14 protein-coding genes and 2 pseudogenes are annotated in these 20849 nt (G+C 48.2%); 9 read left to right on the forward strand and 7 right to left on the reverse strand.

Features of this window, described 5'->3' with window-relative positions; genetic code table 11:
- Positions 1-105: 105 nt before the first annotated feature.
- Positions 106-1362, forward strand: a complete 1257-nt coding sequence (locus JG725_RS10615) for an integrase arm-type DNA-binding domain-containing protein (RefSeq protein WP_199377933.1) — start codon at positions 106-108, stop codon at positions 1360-1362.
- 451 nt (positions 1363-1813) lie between these two features.
- On the opposite strand, the gene JG725_RS10620 is transcribed toward JG725_RS10615, so the two are convergent.
- The 6 genes from JG725_RS10620 to JG725_RS10645 all read right to left on the reverse strand — a co-directional run bounded on the left by JG725_RS10620 (position 1814) and on the right by JG725_RS10645 (position 10489).
- Positions 1814-2683, reverse strand: coding sequence for an integrase domain-containing protein (locus JG725_RS10620; RefSeq protein ID WP_199377936.1), 870 nt, complete (start codon positions 2681-2683; stop codon positions 1814-1816).
- 775 nt (positions 2684-3458) lie between these two features.
- Positions 3459-3680, reverse strand: a complete 222-nt coding sequence (locus JG725_RS10625) for a helix-turn-helix transcriptional regulator (protein WP_199377938.1) — start codon at positions 3678-3680, stop codon at positions 3459-3461.
- A complete protein-coding gene (locus JG725_RS10630) occupies positions 3677-4276 on the reverse strand; it encodes an ash family protein (RefSeq protein ID WP_330528910.1) in 600 nt (199 codons plus the stop codon). Before JG725_RS10630 ends, JG725_RS10625 begins: the two co-directional genes overlap by 4 nt.
- A 210-nt stretch (positions 4277-4486) precedes the next feature.
- Positions 4487-5773, reverse strand: coding sequence for a restriction endonuclease subunit S (locus JG725_RS10635; protein WP_199377942.1), 1287 nt, complete (start codon positions 5771-5773; stop codon positions 4487-4489).
- Positions 5766-7400: a class I SAM-dependent DNA methyltransferase gene (locus tag JG725_RS10640; RefSeq protein ID WP_199377944.1), complete on the reverse strand. Its 1635-nt coding sequence runs from the start codon at positions 7398-7400 to the stop codon at positions 5766-5768. Before JG725_RS10640 ends, JG725_RS10635 begins: the two co-directional genes overlap by 8 nt.
- Entirely contained in the window at positions 7394-10489 is a 3096-nt protein-coding gene (locus JG725_RS10645) for a type I restriction endonuclease subunit R (RefSeq protein WP_199377946.1), read from the reverse strand. The genes JG725_RS10640 and JG725_RS10645 overlap by 7 nt, the downstream gene beginning before the upstream one ends.
- Before the next feature lie 293 nt (positions 10490-10782).
- Between JG725_RS10645 and JG725_RS10650 the strand changes: the two genes are divergently transcribed.
- From JG725_RS10650 to JG725_RS10660, 3 genes and pseudogenes are all read left to right on the forward strand, one after another.
- Positions 10783-11565 carry a type IV toxin-antitoxin system AbiEi family antitoxin domain-containing protein gene (locus tag JG725_RS10650; RefSeq protein WP_199377948.1) on the forward strand — a complete coding sequence of 261 codons (783 nt, stop codon included), beginning with the start codon at positions 10783-10785 and terminating at the stop codon, positions 11563-11565.
- Positions 11552-12481, forward strand: a complete 930-nt coding sequence (locus JG725_RS10655; RefSeq protein ID WP_199377950.1) for a nucleotidyl transferase AbiEii/AbiGii toxin family protein — start codon at positions 11552-11554, stop codon at positions 12479-12481. Before JG725_RS10650 ends, JG725_RS10655 begins: the two co-directional genes overlap by 14 nt.
- A 499-nt stretch (positions 12482-12980) precedes the next feature.
- Positions 12981-13268 (forward strand): annotated as a pseudogene (locus JG725_RS10660) (nucleotidyl transferase AbiEii/AbiGii toxin family protein); the annotation flags it as partial.
- A 505-nt stretch (positions 13269-13773) separates the two neighbouring features.
- Here JG725_RS10660 and JG725_RS10665 read toward each other — a convergent pair.
- Positions 13774-14485, reverse strand: a pseudogene (locus JG725_RS10665) (Fic family protein).
- Between the two features lie 514 nt (positions 14486-14999).
- Here JG725_RS10665 and JG725_RS10670 point away from each other — a divergent pair.
- The 5 genes from JG725_RS10670 (at position 15000) to JG725_RS10690 (ending at position 20818) form a co-directional block, all read left to right on the forward strand.
- Complete coding sequence (locus tag JG725_RS10670) at positions 15000-15494, forward strand: group 1 truncated hemoglobin (protein WP_172290223.1); 495 nt, start codon at positions 15000-15002, stop codon at positions 15492-15494.
- A 1180-nt stretch (positions 15495-16674) separates the two neighbouring features.
- Positions 16675-17919 carry an aspartate aminotransferase family protein gene (locus JG725_RS10675; RefSeq protein ID WP_172290224.1) on the forward strand — a complete coding sequence of 415 codons (1245 nt, stop codon included), beginning with the start codon at positions 16675-16677 and terminating at the stop codon, positions 17917-17919.
- Positions 17919-18980 carry a zinc-binding dehydrogenase gene (locus tag JG725_RS10680; RefSeq protein WP_199377952.1) on the forward strand — a complete coding sequence of 354 codons (1062 nt, stop codon included), beginning with the start codon at positions 17919-17921 and terminating at the stop codon, positions 18978-18980. Before JG725_RS10675 ends, JG725_RS10680 begins: the two co-directional genes overlap by 1 nt.
- A gap of 4 nt (positions 18981-18984) precedes the next feature.
- The gene (locus tag JG725_RS10685) at positions 18985-19626 is read left to right on the forward strand and encodes an HAD family phosphatase (protein WP_199377954.1); all 642 of its coding nucleotides are present in this window, start codon (positions 18985-18987) and stop codon (positions 19624-19626) included.
- Positions 19627-19669: 43 nt separating this feature from the next.
- Positions 19670-20818: an MFS transporter gene (locus JG725_RS10690; RefSeq protein WP_172290227.1), complete on the forward strand. Its 1149-nt coding sequence runs from the start codon at positions 19670-19672 to the stop codon at positions 20816-20818.
- Positions 20819-20849: the final 31 nt, after the last annotated feature.

Here is a 20849-nt window from a genome sequence, read left to right on the forward strand (position 1 = left end):
GGCGTAAAAATCTTTCCCGATGCGTTTTGGTTTATTCCTTCGTATCCGGAAAATTTGGGGTCAGATTGCGGGTCGTTCAGTTCGATGAACGAAGGAGACCCTCACATGGCCCTGAATGACAGTAAAATCCGCGCAGCCAAATCCCGCGCAAAATCCTACAAACTTACCGATTCGCAAGGTCTGTACCTGACGATATCCGCCAGCGGCGCTAAGTTATGGTATTTCCGCTATCGCTTCGGCGGTAAGGAAAACCGTCTGGCCTTTGGTCCTTACCCGCAGGTGACGCTGGCGGAAGGCCGCGAGAAGCGCGACACGGCGCGTAAGCTGCTGGCGTCCGGCTTCTGTCCTTCTCTGATCCGCAAAACGGATAACGCCGCCGTTGATGAATCCCGCACTCTGGCATGGCACACCAGTAACCTTAAGCTCTGGTCGGACGTTCACGCCGATAAGATCCTCACCTGCCTGAAACGCTACGTTTTCCCCGATATAGGCGCGATGGATATCGCTCTGATTGAGACCCGGCATCTGGCGCAGTTGGTTAAAACCATCGACGATAAAGGCGTGCATGACGTAGCCGGACGGGTGCGCCAGCATCTGACCAAAATCATGCGCCACGCCGTACAGCAGGGCGTGATTAAATATAATCCGGCTTACGATCTTGATGGCGTCGTGACCCCGGTCGTGACCCAACATCACCCCGCCCTGCCACTGAAACGCCTGCCTGAACTGCTGGAGAAAATGGAAAACTACAAAGGCCGGATGCTCACCCGTCTGGCGCTGGAGCTGAATCTGCATGTTTTCCTGCGCTCCAGTGAACTGCGTTTTGCCCGCTGGGATGAATTCAACCTCAAAGCGCATATCTGGAGCGTACCCGCCCAGCGCGAAGCCGTAAACGGCGTGCGGTTCTCAGAGCGTGGCGCAAAGATGAAGGATGAACATCTGGTGCCGCTGTCACGGCAGGCGGTCGCCCTGCTAAAACAGATTCAGGCGCTTTCCGGCGAATCGGTCTTCGTTTTTCCCGGCGCACATACCCTGAACAAGCCGATGAGTGAAAACACCATCAACAAGGCGTTGCGCGTGATTGGCTACGACACCAAAACCGAAATCTGCGGGCATGGTTTCAGAACCATGGCCTGTAGCGCCCTGAACGAGTCCGGACGCTGGTCAAAGGATGCCATTGAGCGGCAGATGAGCCACAAAGAACGCAACGGCGTGCGTGCGGCTTACGTGCATAAAGCAGAGCATCTGGAAGCCAGAATCGAAATGATGCAATGGTGGTCGGATTATCTGGACGTCAGCCGGGGTGGATATGTCGCGCCGTATATTTATGCGCGACAGCATAAGGCCGCGGGTACAGCCTGACGGTTAATTCTCTGACAGGAGCAGATCCTGACGAGCGGGATCTGCTTCTTTGCTTTCTGAAAGGTTTTACCTTCGTATTTTTAACGATCAATCGGGAAACGCCTAAAATTATTCCGGCAGAATATTTTCAGGTCGTTACCTATCAATAAGGGTAATTTTTGAGGTAAATCTTATCGTCATTGCGACGATAAAAAATCTGCACCATAGGATGATTTTCTGCCGACACGACACTGCGCCAGAACCCGATATTCCGGCTAACTGCACCAGTATCCCGCCGCAGGAAAAACACAAAGCTGCACCAGATATCCGTTGAATAAACATCGAACTGCGCCGGTTACGGCCTTTTCAGCCCTTTGGCCCTTTCCGGTTTGGCGCTGTTACCCTTAGCTTTCCTTTACCCTTTCGGCCTTTTCCCTTTTGACTGCACCAGATACAGGAATTATCCTTCGTTTCAACATCCATAAACCTGCGCCACATAGCGCCCGCGACCGTCGCCGTGGCCCAAATCCATCGCGACCAATGCCAGCGCTTCTTTTTCACTGAACCCCTGCGCCAGATAATGGCGAATAGCATCCTGCGCCCAGGCGTAACGCAATGAATGCGGGGAATATGCACCGGTCAAGCCGATACGCGACGCCTGACCGTGCCAGTATTTCATCGCGCTTTTCAGGTCGGGCTTATCAATCAGCCTGCCGTTGCGTTGTTCCGCCACAGCCAGCGCATTTTCCAGCGCTTTTCTGACTGCGCCAGCGTCCAAAATCACCGTCTCGCGAGACCGCCCGCCTTTAGTGCCAAACACCACTGTGAGCCGGGATTCACCGCGATCCAGCGCCTGTTTCCATGTCCTAAGCGATTGCGCACACTGCACTGCTTCCTGAGAGCGCAATCCCATCAACCTTGAAAGCTCCAACACAGCAGCCATGCCCGCGTCTTTTGCACGAATGGTTTCCAGCACCTGCCAATAATGCTCCGCCGTGATGGCCTGCCGAGTACCGTTGCGGGATGCGCCGGATAAGCCGAGCGATTTATTAGACAGCCGTTCACTGGCAGCCAACCGATCACGCCCGGCCTGCTTCAGCAGACAGCGGAGCGCTGCCATTTCGTTTTGCAGACTGCGTTTCGTTATGTTCTGCGCCAGCCGTTCACGAACGTAACTCTCAATATGCCGCGCTTTCAGTTGCTCCACCCGCCGGATCTGCACATTTTGCGCCAGTAAGCGCTCACAAAATCGCTGCGCCAGCGCCATACGGTCATGAACGGTTTTATGACTGCCGCCCGCCTGTCGCGCCAGCGTTTTCATTTCCTGCTCCAGAAGACTCATTTTTGCATGTCCACCTTTCATGATTGCCGCAAAATCCAAAACAGATACAACCTTCCCCGGCGCATAGGCCGATAGCCCTGAATGATGGGGCGGGCTGCGAACGATATCTGAGCGCCGGGGCGGCAGCCGTTGAGGTGTAGTGGGGCTTCGGTTGTGCTCTCTGAGCAGCCGCCCGCTGGCGCGGGTTATCCCCCGGATCGTCCTGATCCCCCTCCGGTATCGGTTCAAGTTCTCCTGTGAGTGAAAGTGGGTTGAATTAAGGTGTCAGAATCCCGCCGTGCGTTGGCGCAGTTGAATTCTCTGGTGCAGTCAAAAGGCGCTGGTGCGTCACTTTCCCGCTTTGCGCGGTTAAAGTGACGCACTGGACTGGCGCAGTGATTGAGAATTGAAATTCTGTTGCAAGATAGCGGTCACGCGGCAGCAAAGCCTTACGGCAATGCAGGCCGTTGCCCGTCACGTTTATAGGCTGGTGCAGAAGTGAAGGATGACCTTAACCGTCTGTTAGACGGTCCGGCAGTTTGCAAAGGTAGCCGCCGGTAAGGGATTGACCATCCTGATTCATCAGGCGCTTCTCTCAGGTCATAAAGCATTTTGTGCAGGTGCAAACTTACACCCGTGGCAACAAGGCAGAAAGGGAAAACTGTTTTTTGCTTTTATAGAGTTGTTTGTTGATTTTTTCGTCATTTTATGAATGACAAGCTGCCGCGCTTCGCTTGCCTTCTCGCGTCCCGTTATCCGCGTTCGCCGATAACGGGACGCGAGAGATTGTTTTACTTTAGTGATCCTCTGGCTTGCGGTAACGGGAAGGCCAGATTTCCGCAGGCGCAACACCCAACGCTTCCGCAATCAGCCGTTCTCCCTTGGGCCAGTGTTTTGTCAGCGCATTCGCCAGCGTGGAAGAGGCCAGCCCTGCGTTACGCGAAACCGCCGCCAGTGTTGTTCCCCGCTTTTTCAGCGCCGCAATAATATCGGCGGGATGCCAGTCCTGTTGACTCATGCGACCACCTCATCAATACACTTCACGCCGTCAGCGGTACGTATCCAGCGCGGGGCTTTCAGTTCAGCGGCGAAGTAATCAACCAGTTCCGCCAGAAGCCAACGCAATTGTTCTTCCGCTTGTGGCGGAAACATCCGGCAAAGCAGAAGCTGAGTCAGGGTAAAACAGTAATCGCAAAGCGTATCCGAATCGGGGGCAAAACGGGGAGAATTTGTGGGCAAGGTATCAACGGTCAGGCTGTCTATCAGGTGAGGTGGAATGGGATCGCGTAGGCCCGGTTTCAGCAGCGCAAGACCGGCGGCAAGCCGACCGCAGAGAGCCATCTTCAGTACAGGATCGTAGCTTTCCGCCTGAGTATCTGCGCACTTTTCACAATGATCGGCCAGTACGGTGAAGTCTGTGGCGGCGCTAAAAGGAACGGTAAGTAACGGGTGAGTCTGGTTGAGGGTTGTAGCCATAGTGGCAGCCTCCGATGAGTAAGGAATATTACCACCACCGAAGAGACCAATCTTGCGGGTGGTGGACTGAACGGAGTTGGTCTTACCGGCCTCATCGGACACCGGCGCACCTTGCGGTGCCCCCGCCCAGCCCACCATAATTCGGTATAGCTAAGCATACGACATAAAAAAAGACGCTGGCGCGTCCTATGTCGCCGATGAAGTATTTCAGGAGACCAATCCCGGCACCTGATTTTGCAGGTGCGAGTAAAAGATAGCGCCATCGACGATAAGCTGCAAGGTATTTTGCTACGACAAACGAGGCGTAACGTTAATCTGGAATACGCCTCGCAAAAAGTATGCAGGAGCTTATTTGACTGTAACTTGCCCGTTCATCAGCATAGGGAGAAGCCAGTCGCGGAGCATGGTGAGTTGATGGTTTTCTTTTGTCAGTAATTCAATTTTTTCAAAGACAGATTCTATTTTTATTGCATACTTATCGATTAAATCAATATCATCAGGCAATGCCAGATTAGTATATTCAATATCGCTTGAAACAATTGAGTTAAATACTGATCCAGTAGCCTTAATTTCAAGATGATGTATCAACTCTTTAGTAAGATAATACAAAAATACAAAACTCACTCCTTGTTTCGCTCTCAGTGCATAACATGACTGATTCATAGCCATAGGCACAGCATTCAGGGCAAGGCGACCAACCGATCCTCTTGCAGTAATAAATATTGTATTTTTTTCAAAGAGGCGCGTACTACTGTTTTTTAGACCAAAATCAGTAATGCTGTCCTGCGTATTCAGGCTATAAATATTTTTATCTGAATCCGTTGGCGTAAAAAATGGAATAGATCCGTTCCAATATTCAGGTTTTGTCTTTTTGGGAGTTCCACCGCCTAATAAATTAGCTAAAGACAAGATATTCGAAGCGCACCAACCCGCCGGAATTTCCCGTTTCAAGATTGGGTTATACTCCATATTCCCGCCAGAGGTTTTATACGGTTTGCCATTAGCATCAGGGAAATCAAACTGTACAAACCAGTAGTCGTATAGCGTTTTCGCCATAGCTTCCAGTTCGGCGTTGATGCGATTGTTGACTTCTATCTTGTTAACAATAGACTTAAGAGTGGATGCAATCGCAACTGAATCATCCGGTAGAGGAATCTCAATGGCCTTAAGGTCTGGTATACAAAGATTACTTACAATAGACCCAGTTTTATCGCTCTTTTTTATTTGTTTTTGTACAAACTCTGATTGCAAAGCAAACAATAAATATTCACTGGTAATTTTCCTGGTATTAACTTTAATTAATACCATTCTCTGACCTAAACAGCACTCAATACCTTCTGGGATCATACAAACCTGTCCCATAGGAGCCTCTCGAGTAATTATGAGATCACCCGCCTCTGGTTTCGCTCTTTTTATGCGCACTTCAAAAGAGTTTTTATCAGTATATGACGGATTAGATAAATCAAGACAGCCATTTTTTATATTAAAGCTTCTTACTACTATTAATCCATCTTCAGACCATTTTGGTGTGGAGTGAGGACAATCTGTAATTGAAATACACAAGTCTTCAAGTGGAGCCGTTCTTCCAGAAAAAGGCTTTAATAATACTGACTCTTTCATTGAAACATCACTCATACTTCAACCCCGCCAGTTGCTTCTTAATTTCCTCTTCCAGCTCATGCGACTGGTTGAACAAATTATCCAGATTGTCGGTAAATCCTTTCATCTTGGCGGCAAATTGTTCCGGCGTCATATCGACATACTCAATTTTCACGTCAAAATATTGCCCGGCGCTTAACGAGTAATTTTTCGCCGCAATCTCATCATAAGAGACCACCACGGAGAAATCGTCTTCGCTCCACTTGTTATTAAATACTTCGCAAATACGTTTCTCTTCTTCTTGCGTCAGCACCGTTTTCTGGTTTTTACCGTCTTTGACCTTTTCGCCCAGATTCGAGGCGTCGACCAACACCACGCCCTCTTTGTTGCTGTCGTCAATAAACAGAATCGAGACGTTGGTGCCGGTGGTGGCAAAAATATTCGACGGCATGGAAATCACGCCCGCCAGCATCTTATTTTTCACCAGATGCTCACGAATACCCTTATCAATCCCCGACTGCGCGGTGATAAAGCCGGTCGGCACCACCACTGCCGCTTTACCGCCCGGTTTTAGCGAGTAGATAATGTGTTGCAGGAACAACTGATAGATCGCCATCTTATCTTTGGCGGCTTTAGGTACTTTCGGGATCCCGGCGAAGAAACGCTGCTGATTCTCTTTACTGTCCAGATCGTCACGAAAATCGCTGAAATCCATCTTAAACGGCGGGTTAGAAACGATATAGTCAAAGCGTTTCAGTTCCCGACCGTCCTTATGGTAAGGATACAAAATAGTATTGCCCTGAATCACATTCGGAATGGAATGCACAAGATTGTTGAGGATCAGGTTCAGGCGCAACAGGCTGGAAGATTTCTGCGAAATATCCTGAGTATAAATACTACAGCGATCCTCACCGATGGCATGCGCCACGTTCATCAACAATGTGCCAGAACCAGCAGCGGGATCGTAACAACTGACGTTGCGTACCGTGCCCCGCTGTTTTTCCGGCACCAGAATCGCGGCCATAATGCGCGCCACCGCGTGGGGCGTATAATACTCGGCGTATTTGCCGCCAGCGTTGCTGTTGTAGTCTTTGATCAGGTATTCAAAAATGGTGGCATAGAAATCGAATTTCTGGCTAAAGATATGCTCGAAGCTGAAATCGACCAGTTTGTTGATAATGGCGCGGCAAAAATCGTCGCGTTTTGATTCATCGGCGATAAACTGGCTAAGGCGGTCAAACAACACCACTTTCGCGCCGCCGTCGGTTTTAACCGCGAACACGTCATTGTTGATGGCTGCGATATCCATCAGGGTATCGTCAAAAGTTTTGGCGAAATCCGCCGCGTTTTGCCGGTTGAACAAGCTGGTAATGAAATGGTGCGGCTTCAGGCGCGCGGTATCGGCGCTCATTCTCAGTTGTAGCTTATCCAACTGCTCTTCACTCATCTGGCTAAGCGCCCCTTCCCAGCTTTCCGCGCTGGCGACGGCCTTATCCACCTTTTTCGCCTCGAAGGCAAACTTGTCGTTCAGGAACTTGTACAGGAACGCCTGAGTGATAATTTTGAATTCGTTACCGTCGTTACCCAGCCCATAGTTGGCGCAAATGCTTTTCAGGCTGTCGATCAGGGCCTTGGTGTTGTCTCTAAATTCCAGTTCTACCACGTACGTGCTCCGGTGTTAAATTCGTTCAGGTACTCTGTGACAATCAGACGGTTGATATCGTTCGCCGCCTGTGCCGTCAGTTTGATATGGTGCTGATCTTCAAAATGTTTGAGCACACAGGACACCATCTGCTTCTCAAAGTAACCTTCATTGTTCAGGAGCTGACTGTTATTCAGCACCTTATCATCCGCATCCAGCTTCACATCAAGCAGCGCCGCAAAGATTTTACGTTCCGGCTCGCTTAGGCCGCCGCGCTCCTGTAACCGTTTGTGCGTGCGCGCATACTTAGCGTCGCCCCGGTACTTCTGGCGCAGCAGGTTGTTCTGACGGTTCAGTTCCCGGATGCGGTCATGGATTTTATTCAGTGTGCCAATATTCGCAACCATTTCGTCCTGCGTGACTTCGCTGAGTTTCTTTTTCTTAAACAGGCGCTCCAGTTCTTCCTTCAGGGTGATGAATTTCGGGTCTTGCTGATCAAAGTTGCTGGCCAGCGCTTCGCGGGTTTTGCGCAACGTTTCTTTTAGCTTGTCGGCCAGCACCAGTTCTTCTTCGCCGATCTTGACGAATTTGAAAATCACGTCTTCCAGCGCCCGGTTCAGCAGATTTGAAGTATCGGTCCCCTGCTCCAGATCCGCTTTCAGGTTCAGCAGATCAAGGTGATTACTGGCTTCACGATACAGCAGATTCAGTTTGCTGAAATCCAGCGCCTGAAGAAATTCAACATTCCCTTGCTGCCGAATCAAGTTATACAGACTTCTAGCATCGGCTAACGCCTTTTTCAGCGCCAGCGCCGTTTCTCTGTCCTGTATTTGACTGACCTGATCGGCAAAAATTTCCGCATTTTCGATATCAAAACGGAACAGAACGTCTTTGATATGTTCGATTTCCTGCCGGATTTCTTCCTGTGATTTAAACAGCCGGGAGTAATGCTCCATCTCATCGCCCAATTCGGACTGGAGCTCTTCAAAGTAGGCTTTATTGGTGGCATCGAACTCCTGACGAATGTCGGCGAAATCCACCACATAGCCGTAGCGAAAATCTTTATAGGTGCGATTAACGCGGGTCAACGCCTGAAGCAGGTTATGCCGACGGATTACCCGTCCCAGATAGAGTTTTTTCAGGCGTTTGGCGTCAAAGCCGGTCAGCAACATGTTGTAGACAAACAGTAAATCAATGTTGCTGGCCTTGAAATCCTCCACCCACTGTTTGCGTTCCTGTTTGCTGCCCACATCGTGCAGAATCAAGGCGGCACGTTTGACCTTTCGCTTTTCCCAAGCGGTAGCGTGATAAACAACGTTTGATTCCGCAGCATGACCAACAGGCGTTATGTTTTCCGGCGCCGACACGGCAACAGATTCGCTATCGTCCGCATTAAATAAAGCAAACATCTGTTTCGCCTGTTCCGAACTGTCGCAAATAACCATGCCGCCAATGGTGTCGTCATTTAGCGCTCCCCGGCTCTGTGCGAAGTCGTTGATAATGTAGTCCAGCATCGGTTTAGCAAAGCTGGGGTGGGCGTAAACATATTTCCGTTCCACATCGCCCATTCTGACTTCAACGTCCTTTAACGCCTGCTGTAACACCAACCGGTAGTTGGTGGCTATCTCTTCCCGGATCAGGCGCAGGGTGTAGCCGTCCGCGATAGATGCGTTGTAGTAGTATTTGTGGATGTAATCGCCGAACAGCATCCGCGAGTTATAGTCGTCCCCCAGCAGCGGCGTTCCCGTCAGGCCAATTTTGATCGCGTGAGCATCCGACTGGCTTAAGTTGGCAAGAAAACTGCCTTCAGGGTTATAGCTGCGATGAACTTCATCAAGAAAGTACACCCGCTGAATACTGACATCGTAATCCTTAGTCGAGACGACATCCGGGTCATCTTTAAATTTCTGGATGTTGACGACGGTGATTTCCGGCGTTCCCTGATGGTTATGAAGTACCTGAGTCGCTTTGATATCACGGCTAAACGCATCACGCGAGTTGATCAGGTGTACGGTAAGACCACGAGCCGTAAATTCACGCTGCGCCTGTTGCAGTAAGTCCAGACGATCGACAATAAAATAGAACTTGGGGATGACCTGCTTTTTCTGAAAATAATCCGTCAGAAAGCGCACGTTATAATAGGCCAGCGCCGTTTTCCCACTCCCCTGCGTATGCCAGATAATGCCTTTTTTGACGCCCGCATTCAGCTTGCGCTCAATCGCTTTAGTAGCGAACAGTTGCGGATACCGCATAATGTGTTTCTGTATACCGTCTGGCTCAGAAACATAGGCCAACGCATAACGCAATATAAACGCCAGCCGATCACGGCTCAGTAATGAAGTACAGATGCGGTTCGTTGGTCGATTATGATCTTTATTTGTCTGAAATTCCGGGTTGGTGCGGATCACTTCCAGATTATTATCTTTTAATACAGCGATTTCAGTTTCATCAGACAAGGGCTTAAGCAACGCAGTCAGATTAAAGAGTTCTTCTTCGCGAAAATAGTTGAACTCGGGTTTATGGTACGCACTGCTGGCATAGAATGCGCCCTGAAGCGGCTCGGGATCGCCGTCATCATACTCCATGTTATTGGAGAAGATCATAAATTGGGTGATGTTGGCAAAGCGCTTGAATTTAGGGTTCTGAAAGCGTTTATTGATACGGTTGCGCTCCGCCAGTATGCCTTCCCGGTTGTTGGGCTTTTTCACCTCGATAAAAACCAACGGCATTCCGTTAACCAGCAGGGTGATGTCCGGGCGAAACTCTTCATCGCCATTTTCACAGGTCAGTTCAGTGACCACATGGAAGCTGTTGTTGTTGAAGTTTTCGAAATCAATCAGTTTTACGTTGGAGCGATCGGTGAGTTTTTCGTAGAAGGCGCGGCCTAAGTCCTCATTGTCGAGAAGAAGTTTGATCTCTTCCAACTGGCGGTCAATGTTATCAGGCGCTGTATCGGGATTGATTCTGGCGATGGCAGAAGTGAAAATTTCAGGAAAGATGTTGGTGCCTCTATCCCAGACCTGCTCTTTGAGGGACAAATAGCGGTAACCCAGTCTTATCAAGTGCAGGATGGTTGGGATCTTTACACGGGTATCTTCAGTGAATTTCATCTTATTCCCTGTTTTATCATGCCGTTACTTATCAGGGCATACAGCAAATGCAACGCCTCAGAACGATGAGTAACGACGATTGTTCAGCCTTGCTTCTATGTTACACGTTCCTTTTAAGCCAACCGAATATATTTACGAGCCTTCTTTAGTGAGTAGCCAAAGTTTGCTTTTTTGTTTAAATGTCGATTTAAAGTCGACAAATTAATAAATAATAAAACCAAAACTTGCCATGATTTTTCACTAAATCCATAATAGTTTAAAAATGGACTAAATTGTCTACTCATAGGTGACATTTGGCTAACTATATAAACTGGCTGATGCAGAATACCCTACCCGGTCAGGTGTTGCTCCAGTCATGGCTTAGCCGCAACGGCATAGATCGTAAGCTCTCTTACCGCTATGTACAGAACGGCTGGCTCAGGCGGGTAGCGCATGGTGTTTACTGTCGGACGGGTCGCAAACCCGACTGGGTCGATGCGGTTTCCTGTCTGCAAACTCAGTGGGAAAAACCGGTGCGGGTGGCAGGGCTGACCAGTCTTGCGCTACAGGGCCATGCTCACTATGCCGAACCGGGCAGGCCACAGGTCTGGCTCACGCTCCCGGCTTACGTCAAGCTACCGGGATGGTTCGCCACCTTTAAACAATCCGCCACCTTTATCACGTTATATACGTCGGGCCTGTCCGCTGATGTAACACCATTCACTACAGAACTGAAAATCGGCGATAGGCGAGTAATGGGCAGTTGCCCGGAACTTGCCGCGTATGAAATCGCCAGCGGCGTTCCCGCACAGATCTCGTTTGAACATGCCGACGCCCTGTTTCAGGGGCTGAACCTTCTCAGCCCGCGTAAATTACAGGTGCTGCTCGGCTCCAGTTATTCGATTAAAACCAATCGAGTGGCGCTCTATCTTGCTCAGCGCAACGGACATCCTTATTTTCAGTATCTCGATCAAAGCGTTGTAGAAACAGGTTCGGGAAAGCGACAAATCGTCCCCGGCGGCTGGCTGGAGCCGGATTATCAAATCACCGTTCCCCGAGCATTTAAACCGGAAGGAGTCGAAGATGGATCTGCGTGATAGTTATGCCCGCCAGGTCAGGCTATTAATGGCTGCCCTGCCCCATGTGGCAAAGGAGTCCGGCTTCGCCCTGAAAGGCGGCACAGCAATTAATTTATTTGTGCAGGATTTCCCTCGCCTATCGGTAGATATCGATCTGGTTTATAAAACCTTCATGGACCGCGATACTGATCTGTCGGCCATCAATGACGCCTTAATGCGTATTGCGGAATCGCTGAACGGCAGTGCGGGGATAACAGCTATTCGGCAGGAGAATAAAGCCGATGAAAAGCGCATCATCGTTAATACCATTGATGCGCAGACAAAGATTGAAGTCAGCCCGGTCTGGCGTGGATTGCTGTTGCCACCAACAGAGATGCCAGTATGCGAGCAGGTGGAAATGGAATACGGTTTTACCACCATGAATGTCGTCTCACTGGCGGATCTTTACGGCGGAAAAATCTGCGCCGCACTCGATCGTCAGCATCCGCGCGATCTGTTTGACGTACTGAATATGCTGAAGAAACCGGGACTGACGCGCGAGATCTTCGACGGTTTTCTTTGTTATCTGGCAGGTCATCCCCGCCCCATAGCCGAACTGCTGGCCCCAAACTGGGACACGGGGCGGATCGCCACGCTATACCAGCAGGAATTTTCAGGAATGACGCAGCAGGAGACTTCTCTGGAATCGCTTTTATCAGTAACGACTCTACTACCGCAGGCATTGAAATCTCATTTTATCGCTCAGGATCGACAGTTCTTACTCAGTTATAAGCAAAACAACCCTGACTGGTCGCTGTATCGCTATCCTGAAATTCAGCATCTCCCGGCTATTCGCTGGAAACAACGTAACTTAGCGGCGCTGAACGCTAAAAATCCGGCTAAGTTTACGGCAGCTCTAAACAAATTTATGACGGTTTTAGAGCAAAATTTTTAGCCTTGCTATATATGCAGTTCTAACCATTATATATGAATGATGCACCACGCGATAAATACGGCACCTCAACTATTCCGCTGTTCGATAAAGATCCTTGCGACACTGATGACAATAATGAACTCTGTACCCTGATATACCCCGCCACAAATAGCTATCTATGCGATTAGAACCACAGTAATAGCAACGAGTTCCTGTATTTGTTTTTGTCTGAGGATAAATTATCCAATATTTTTCCAATTCCAGATAATTTTGACGCCACTCCCTATCATCAACCCGGATAAGAAAATACCAAAATAGCCACAAAGGTCCCCAGAAAGGGAGAGACAGTAGGTATATCAAACGACGATAGTTCCGAGGGATACGCCGAAACTGAATGCCGATCCAATAACCAAATCTTTCCTGATGACTGCCATGATAGTGCTTACCAGACATCCTTTTCATATGCATTTCCTCGCAGGTTACGCAACACGAAGATATTACCAAAGAAGACGTCCCATAAGAAACGTCGCTGGGACCTCTTTTGTCAGTAACGACTTTGCTACCGCAGGCGTTGAAGTCGCATCTTACGGATCGGGATCGCCAATTCTTGCTCAGTTATAAACAAAATAACCCTGACTGGTCGCTGTATCGCTACCCTGAAATTCAGCATCTTTCCGTTATTCGCTGGACACAGCGTAATCTGGCAGTGCTGAATGATAAGAATCCGGCTAAGTATGCAGCGGCGGTGAGCAAGTTTGAGAGGATACTAAAGCAGTGCTTTGATCAGGGTTCAGAAGGACTAGATTGAGCATGATGTTTAATTATCTCAACTGAACTCTGACGACATCTCAAAAAAATGATGAAAATACAAATTAAATCAATAGATTATTCATATACGGTTCAATGCATTATCTCAAAAACACCTAATTCACATGTCGTTTCTTCGTTTAACACCACGATATGTGGACTTCAGGCCGTTATGTGTGGACATAACGAAACGGCTAATCGCTTAAACAACGGTTTTTCGTGATAACCATCACAAAAACAAAACGATTTTTTATGGGGGCTTTAGTGGGGGCGCTGTTTACTATAAATATCGACAAAACAGATAATTAACAGCATGTTAATCGTCGATATGATCCCGAGTCCGGCACCACTCATTTAGAAACGGATGTCTACTGACATCCGTTTTGCATTTTAACGTCAACAAGTTATCTCCTTCCCTACGTCTGCCAAGGTCTACTGAAAACCGCTCGCGATGTTCTTGCGCCAATTAAAGCCACTGAATGTAGCGAAAAAGTTAAACACTGAAATCACAAATCAGGAATAAACCCTTCTTCCCGCAAAACCCTAATCACCCCCACGAATCAGATACGAATTTGAAAACTTCGCGGTATAGCTACGAGCCCCTTCTTCCACTGGCTGAAGCAGTCCCCGGTCGATTAACTTGCCAAGATGAGATCCCCGAAAGCACGTATAGGCACCATTCTTCTAAGCCTTGCTCAGTTCCTTTATCGGCTAACGAAAGCATAGCGTAATAGCGTTCGCGATCGTTACAGAATACCGCTGTCGGATTAAGAACCCGACCACCGGCCTGAACATTAAAACCATACTAATCAATAATGCATAGGTCAGCAGTCTGACCGTTCTACCATTACCGTTGCCAAATGGATGTCTCCAGCCAAAGCGGTGATGCACCAGCGCAATCTTCATCAGATCATATTTTAGCTTATCAGCCCGGTTAATAAATGCCGCAATCCGGCGGCAAATGGTCAGACTGAGCAATACTGACGTTATGTTGCCGATATGCACCGGGAGTTTTATCGCCTTCCTGTTGCAGCCCGGCAACCGCCAGACTATGCAGCTCGCGGATAAAATATTCCGTTATGTCATCACCATTGTTCAGGTATTCGTCGATGAACTCCATCGTAGCTTCAATATTGTTAGTTCCGTCAGCGCATCGTCCAAAGGGGAATCAAAGCCAGGGTTCAGAAGGCCGAGTTCAAAGTGATTAAATTGAGCCATGATGTTTAGTTATCTCAAATGGTTCATGACGACATCTCAAAAGTACATCAAAAATACCAATGTAATCCATAAATTAGAAATAACGTCGTTTCTGATTATCTCAAGAATCATTAATCCAACATATCAAATTTAAGTTTAAAAGATGTTCAATAGAGAGGGTTACGGGCCATTGTCTACATAATGTCCTTTTCAGCCAAGAGATTGTCCGCCACAGCAATGTATTGCGCAGATTTCGCCTTAGTATCAGTCATGGATGTACTTTCACCTAAAACTGTTGCCAGGGAGTTCCTATGGAATCAGCAATAGACAAACATCTCAAATGTCCCCGAACACTTTCCCGTCGGGTTCACGATGATTATCAGTAGCCTTTTCCGATGTTTGTCGGCCGTGCAGGTGAGAGTCTGCGTGTAATGAACGTGTTCTGAGCCACAAGCCTGAGCCAGGAAGGCCAGCGAGAAGCAATGCAGGGACGCGCCACAACCATAAAACACATCCGAATCGGAGATAATGAACGATGAACGAACAGCAACCTGCTATGGAACAAAACGCCTCCCTCTATGTACGCCTCGGGGGTTATGATGCCATTTACGTGTTCGCCGGCGCCGTGTTGAGAAAAACCATGACGCACCCCACCATCGGCCATATCTGGAGCCATATGTCCGAATCGACGTTTATGAAGGAACATATCAACTTCGTCGATTTCCTCTGTGAAAAATGGGGCGGCAACACCAAATATCGGGGCCGAGACATGGTGACCGCACATCGCGGTATGGGGCTGACCGAAGAGCACTGGATCGCCGTGTTTGAGTGTATCGACGAGTGCTATGACGATTTCAACGTACCGGACGACATTCGCGAAGAGGTCACCGCCTTCCTGACTCAGTTCAAACCAGTCATCATCGGCGGACCTTCCTACCGGGATATCGTCATCGCGCACCCCGAAATGGATGTGGCCAAAGGGATGAAAAGCGTCGGCATCCAATGGCCGGCACCGGACAAATCATCCTGACGGGAAACCTTCTCCGCGAATACAAACGCCAGACAGCCTAAATCCAGCGGACGTCCGTCTCAATCACGCGCTTGTTCGTCTGAGACAAGTATTGTTGACGCGCCGGATTTATTATCAATCAGCAAACTGAACCGCCCCAGCTTTCCTGGAGAATGTTAAATCCGGGAACTCAGGCTGCCGGTTCCTTATTTCCCAGGGAAGCATAATATGCCTTTTCTGCTTCCGCTGGCGGGATATGGCGGTGGGGCGTCTAGCCCACAGCGCCTGCTCCAGTGCATCCAGTACGAACGACGTTTCCATTGTCGATGATATCCCAGGAAGTCAGGGAAGACGCGCTAACTATTTGTTAAAAACAATACCCGGATAGTATGTCCATCCCCAGGGCGAGGTACGCCTATGTTTTATTTTTCAACCTAACCTCAACGAAATGGCTTTTTTTAAGAAATTTTAATTAATTTAATAAATGAGTCGGGCGATTTCATCCTTGTCATTATGCTGCATTCACACTTATAAATATTAAGACAATATAACGAATAACAATAGGATAGGTCGTTTGCATCTCATTTGGTTGATGATTACATCAATTAATAAGTTCGCTATTAATATTTCTTGAATATTTTTAATCGCTGTTGACGATGCCATTTATTGGATTATATTGTTTAATGTAATTAAAAATAATTAAAAACTCAAACTTACTACTTATATAATCAAGATGGAATTTATTTACTACACTATTTATGACTATAGAAATAACCGTTTTTAAAGTGCATAAATATTGCCAAATTAATGATGAGCGTTATTAGAAATAATTCACATTCAAGGTTTTAACCACTTTACAAGTGAGAGATTATGAATTCAATTAATTATTATACCGTGTCACAACGTAACATTGTTAGGATACACGACACGCGTCGATCGTCCTGATTTTCATGTGCATCCATTTAAAAGATGTCAATCATCGCTAGGCCTGTAATTAAATGGCATCTATATAATCGCACGCAAAAAAACAATATCTTTTATTATATTTAATTTGGTTAAGCATCTTTCATTTGTGCCATCAAGGTAGCTAACACGAATACTCTTAATATTTGGTGGGTTTTTACCATCATCAAATATTAAAAGACGAGTTTACATACTGGAAAACATCTCTACAAGCTTCAATTGAAAAATGGTATATATTATGAATGATAGATTTGAAAGTATGATATCTCGCTATAAAGGCGATGGTCCCTATTTGCAGGTTGACGATATCAAATATATTGATGCCGCTTCAGGTACATTTAATCTACAATTCGGCTATACCAACAAAAGGATAGCGGATAAACTTAAAGCGCAAATTGATCGCTGTGCTCACTTAAGCTCTGCTTATACCCGTGAAATATCACAGTGCATACTTAAGAAACTCATAAAACATACTCCTGAAAATATTGATCGTATCTGGTTGCGTGATGTCAGCGGCTCTGGTGCCGTTGAGTGCGCTATCCGTATGGCGCAGAAGTACACTGGACGCTCAGGCGTCATTTCGCTTTTTTTGGCTCATCACGGTCAATCTCTGGCGACGGCTCAGATTTCGGGGAATGCATTTCGTATTAAACATTTTCACGTAAATATTGACGGCTCTCTAAAAATTCCCGTCCCTGCAAGCGTTATGTCAAATTCTGAAGAGACGCATCAACAAGAATATTACCCCGATATCCAGGATATTTATCAGTACGGGTCAAATGAAAACATTGCCTGCTTAATCGTTGAACCGATACTGGGTAATGGCGGGAATATCGTCCTTTCCGAGAGCTTTTATCGTACTGTGCGTGAGTTCTGCAATAGAAACGGCATTATTCTTATCGCCGACGAGGTGCAGACGGGTTTTGGAAGAACAGGCACCTTTTTTGCCTCAGCCGGTTATGCCAAGGCACTTGAACCAGATATTATCGTATTTGCCAAAGGGGCGGGGGGAATAGGCATTCCGACCGGCGGCGTCCTGATGCGAAAAGAACTGGACGTACTTGAGTCATTCGAACATTCAAGCACCTCTGGCGCTAATCCTTTATCACTTGTCGCCCTAAATGAAACTGTCGATATTCTTGAAGAAGAAGGGATTCTTGACAATGTCGTGAATGGTGAAAAATTTTTGCGTAGCGGATTGCTGTCGCTACAGGAAAAATATGCAGACATCAGTGGCGTACGGGGTGTGGGATATATGTACGGGTTTGATACTCCCAGCCCTGAATATGCAACGCAAGCTATTGCGATTGCGGCCAAGCATAGATTGATTATTCGTGGTGCTCGATATGGGAAAGGTAAAGCGCTAAAAGTTCGTCCGCCTCTGATTTGCACCCGAGAACATTTGCAGGAAATTCTCACCAAATTGGACAGTACTTTTAACGAAATGCAAAGCTTATCTATTTCCCAAACGGAGGCAGTGTAATGCAGGCGCTTAAATATTATCAGACATGGCAGGTTGATATTACTGAAACACCGGAACCGACGTGTTCCGAGGCGGATGATGTTATTGTTGATATCGCCGTATGTGGAATTTGTGGAACTGACGTAGGCATTATTAGCGGCGACTATCCGGTCGCGCAGAGTGGCGTAACTATTGGTCATGAAGCCAGCGGCGTAGTGGCTAAAGTGGGTAAAGGCGTCACCCGGTTTAAGCCGGGTGACAGAGTGGTTATCAATCCTACGTACTCCTGTAAGCAATGCCGCATGTGCCAAACCGGCAATCCAAACCATTGTGAAAAGAAAATGGGCACTGAAGCGGGTGTGTCTTATGACGGTGCTTTCGCAAATCAGTATCGTGCTAAGGAAGCTTTTTTACGCAAGTTGGATGATCACGTCACCATGCGGGAGGCTGCGCTGACAGAACCTTTAAGCTGCACCATCACCGGCGTGGATAAACTGGCGATAACCCATACCAATATTCGAGCGGCCGTTGCCGGCGCAGGCCCGATGGGGATGCTCTATTTGTGGGTGCTGCACCAACGGGGGGTCGAGGCTTTTATGGTTGAAAAAAATCCTCATCGGTATCAGTTTGCCAGCGATAGCCTACCGCCTTCATCGCGTATTTATGATGATTTTGAGCAAGCCCTGGAACAGGAATACGGATCCCGGAACAGTCAGATCGACCTCGTGGTGGATACGACGGGTCAGTTGACCGAATTGATATTCGAGCATCTCGCTCCCGGCGGCAAGTTATTGAACGTGGCGTTAAAGGATAAGCACGCCACCCTGGACGTACTGAAAATTGCCGATAAGAGTCTGTCGATCATCGGTTCGATCGATTCGCTGAATAACAGCTTTGAACGCGCCTACGCCATGATCCGTGATGGGGAAGTTCCGGCCGAGCGTCTGATAAGCCATGAAATTGCCTTCGCTGATTATCAGCGTGCTTTCAGACTGGTCGGCTGCGATATAGCCAACAAGACAATGGCGCCGCTTGAGGTTCCAAATTGTAAGGTGTTGATACGTTTGGCGAATATTGATTAACGGAGTGAATATGACATCTCTGTCCGTGATTTTTGATATCGACGGAGTCATTGTTGATAGCGAAAAGCTGCACTTTGACGTGTTGCAGACGCTGGTTCCGGAGCAGATACAGCATTATACGCCACAGCAGCTTATTGGACTGAGTCTGGAGGATACGCTGAGTTTTATCGGCATAGCCGCTTCCGATCAGCCCGGTATTGTCTCTCGGGTGATCGATACCTATAAAGAGCTGCTTGCTCCGCACTCCTTGCGTCCGGGCGTGAAGGATCTTATCTACAAGCTGCAACAGCGGGGCATCGCCTTTGGTTTTGTCTCTACCGCCCCACGCCACCTATGCCTTGCCAACCTGGCGCTCCTTGAGCTGGACGAGCCAGTTCAAGTGATAGGGGGAGACGATATAGCGCGCACCAAGCCGTTCCCTGACCCTTATCTGGAGATGCTTGAACGACTCCACGCGGCGCCGAAAAATACGGTGGTGATTGAAGATACCGACCTGGGGATCTCTGCTGCGAATCAGGCTGGTATCGCGCAGATTTATGCATGGCCTCATGCGCTCTCTGACCAGCAGCACTATCGGCAGGCCTCCGCGGTAATTGCCAGTCTGGGCGATATCGCTGAGTTTTCTCAACTAAATGTAGTTTCCTGACAGCTACCCCCCATGTCCGCGTGGGGGGTATAAGGATGTCGTTGTGACTGAAAAAGACGCTATCTCCCTGACCAAAAAACCGATTGCAGCAACGCGCAAAGCTTTTTTCATCGCCGGATTCAGCCTGGCAAGCTGGGCCCCGCTTATCCCGCTAACCAAAGAGCGTCTTCAGGTGGATAACGGCATTATGGGCGCTATCCTGTTAGCTTTTGGCCTTGGGTCGCTATTGATGATGCCTTTATCCGGCATGTTGGCTGTCCGCTTCGGCTGTCGGCGCGTTTTTACGCTGGCGCTGCTGTTAGTTTTAGCTACGCTGCCGGCGTTAGTGAAATTGGAGGATATTATCCCGCTGGCGCTGGCGCTTTTTCTCTTTGGCGCAGGCATCGGCGCCATGGATGTTGTGGTCAACATTCATGCCGTGATTACCGAAAAATATGCCCAAAGACCGATCATGTCCGGATTTCATGCACTTTTCAGTCTTGGTGGAATAGCCGGCGCCGCGGCGGTCAGCGCACTACTGGCCGGGGGAATATCGCCGCTGCATGTCGTGATGATAGTGATTGTTCTATTAGGATTAATCATGTTGTTTGCCTGGTCTGGCCTCATGGATAAGGCAGAACGCCGCGAGACGCCTTTTTTTGTGTTGCCAAAGGGAGTGGTAGTTGTGCTGGGGCTGCTGTGCTGCATCGCATATGTGATGGAAGGTTCCATGCTGGACTGGAGCGGGATCCTGTTAATCAGCCAGCACAACATCGATATCCATCAGGCGGGGCTGGGATATACACTCTTTGCCATCACCATGACGTTAGGGCGGTTTCTGGGGGACAAAGCGATTGCGATGCTGGGAGCCAAGAGGATCTTTATTGGTAGCGCAATCCTGGCCACATCAGGATTTATAGTGCTTATCGCGAGCAATGCGTTATTACTGACCGCTTTGGCATTTCTGCTGATTGGCATGGGGGTTGCGAATATTGCCCCGATGCTGTTTACCGCGTCAGGGCAGCAAAAAGATATGCCTGATGCGTTAGCTGTCGCCGCGGTTTCTACGCTGGGCTATTCAGGGATATTAATGGGTCCCGCGATAATTGGTTTCGTCGCGCATCTTTTCTCTCTGATTGGCGCATTTATTTTTGTTACTCTGCTTTCAATTATCCTGCTGGTTGTTTCATGTAGGGTCAAATTAACGACTTAGGGGGATGTAAGCGGAACGGTAGCATGCTTAT

It is taken from the genome of Brenneria sp. L3-3C-1, from assembly GCF_016456245.1.
Taxonomy (GTDB): domain Bacteria; phylum Pseudomonadota; class Gammaproteobacteria; order Enterobacterales; family Enterobacteriaceae; genus Brenneria.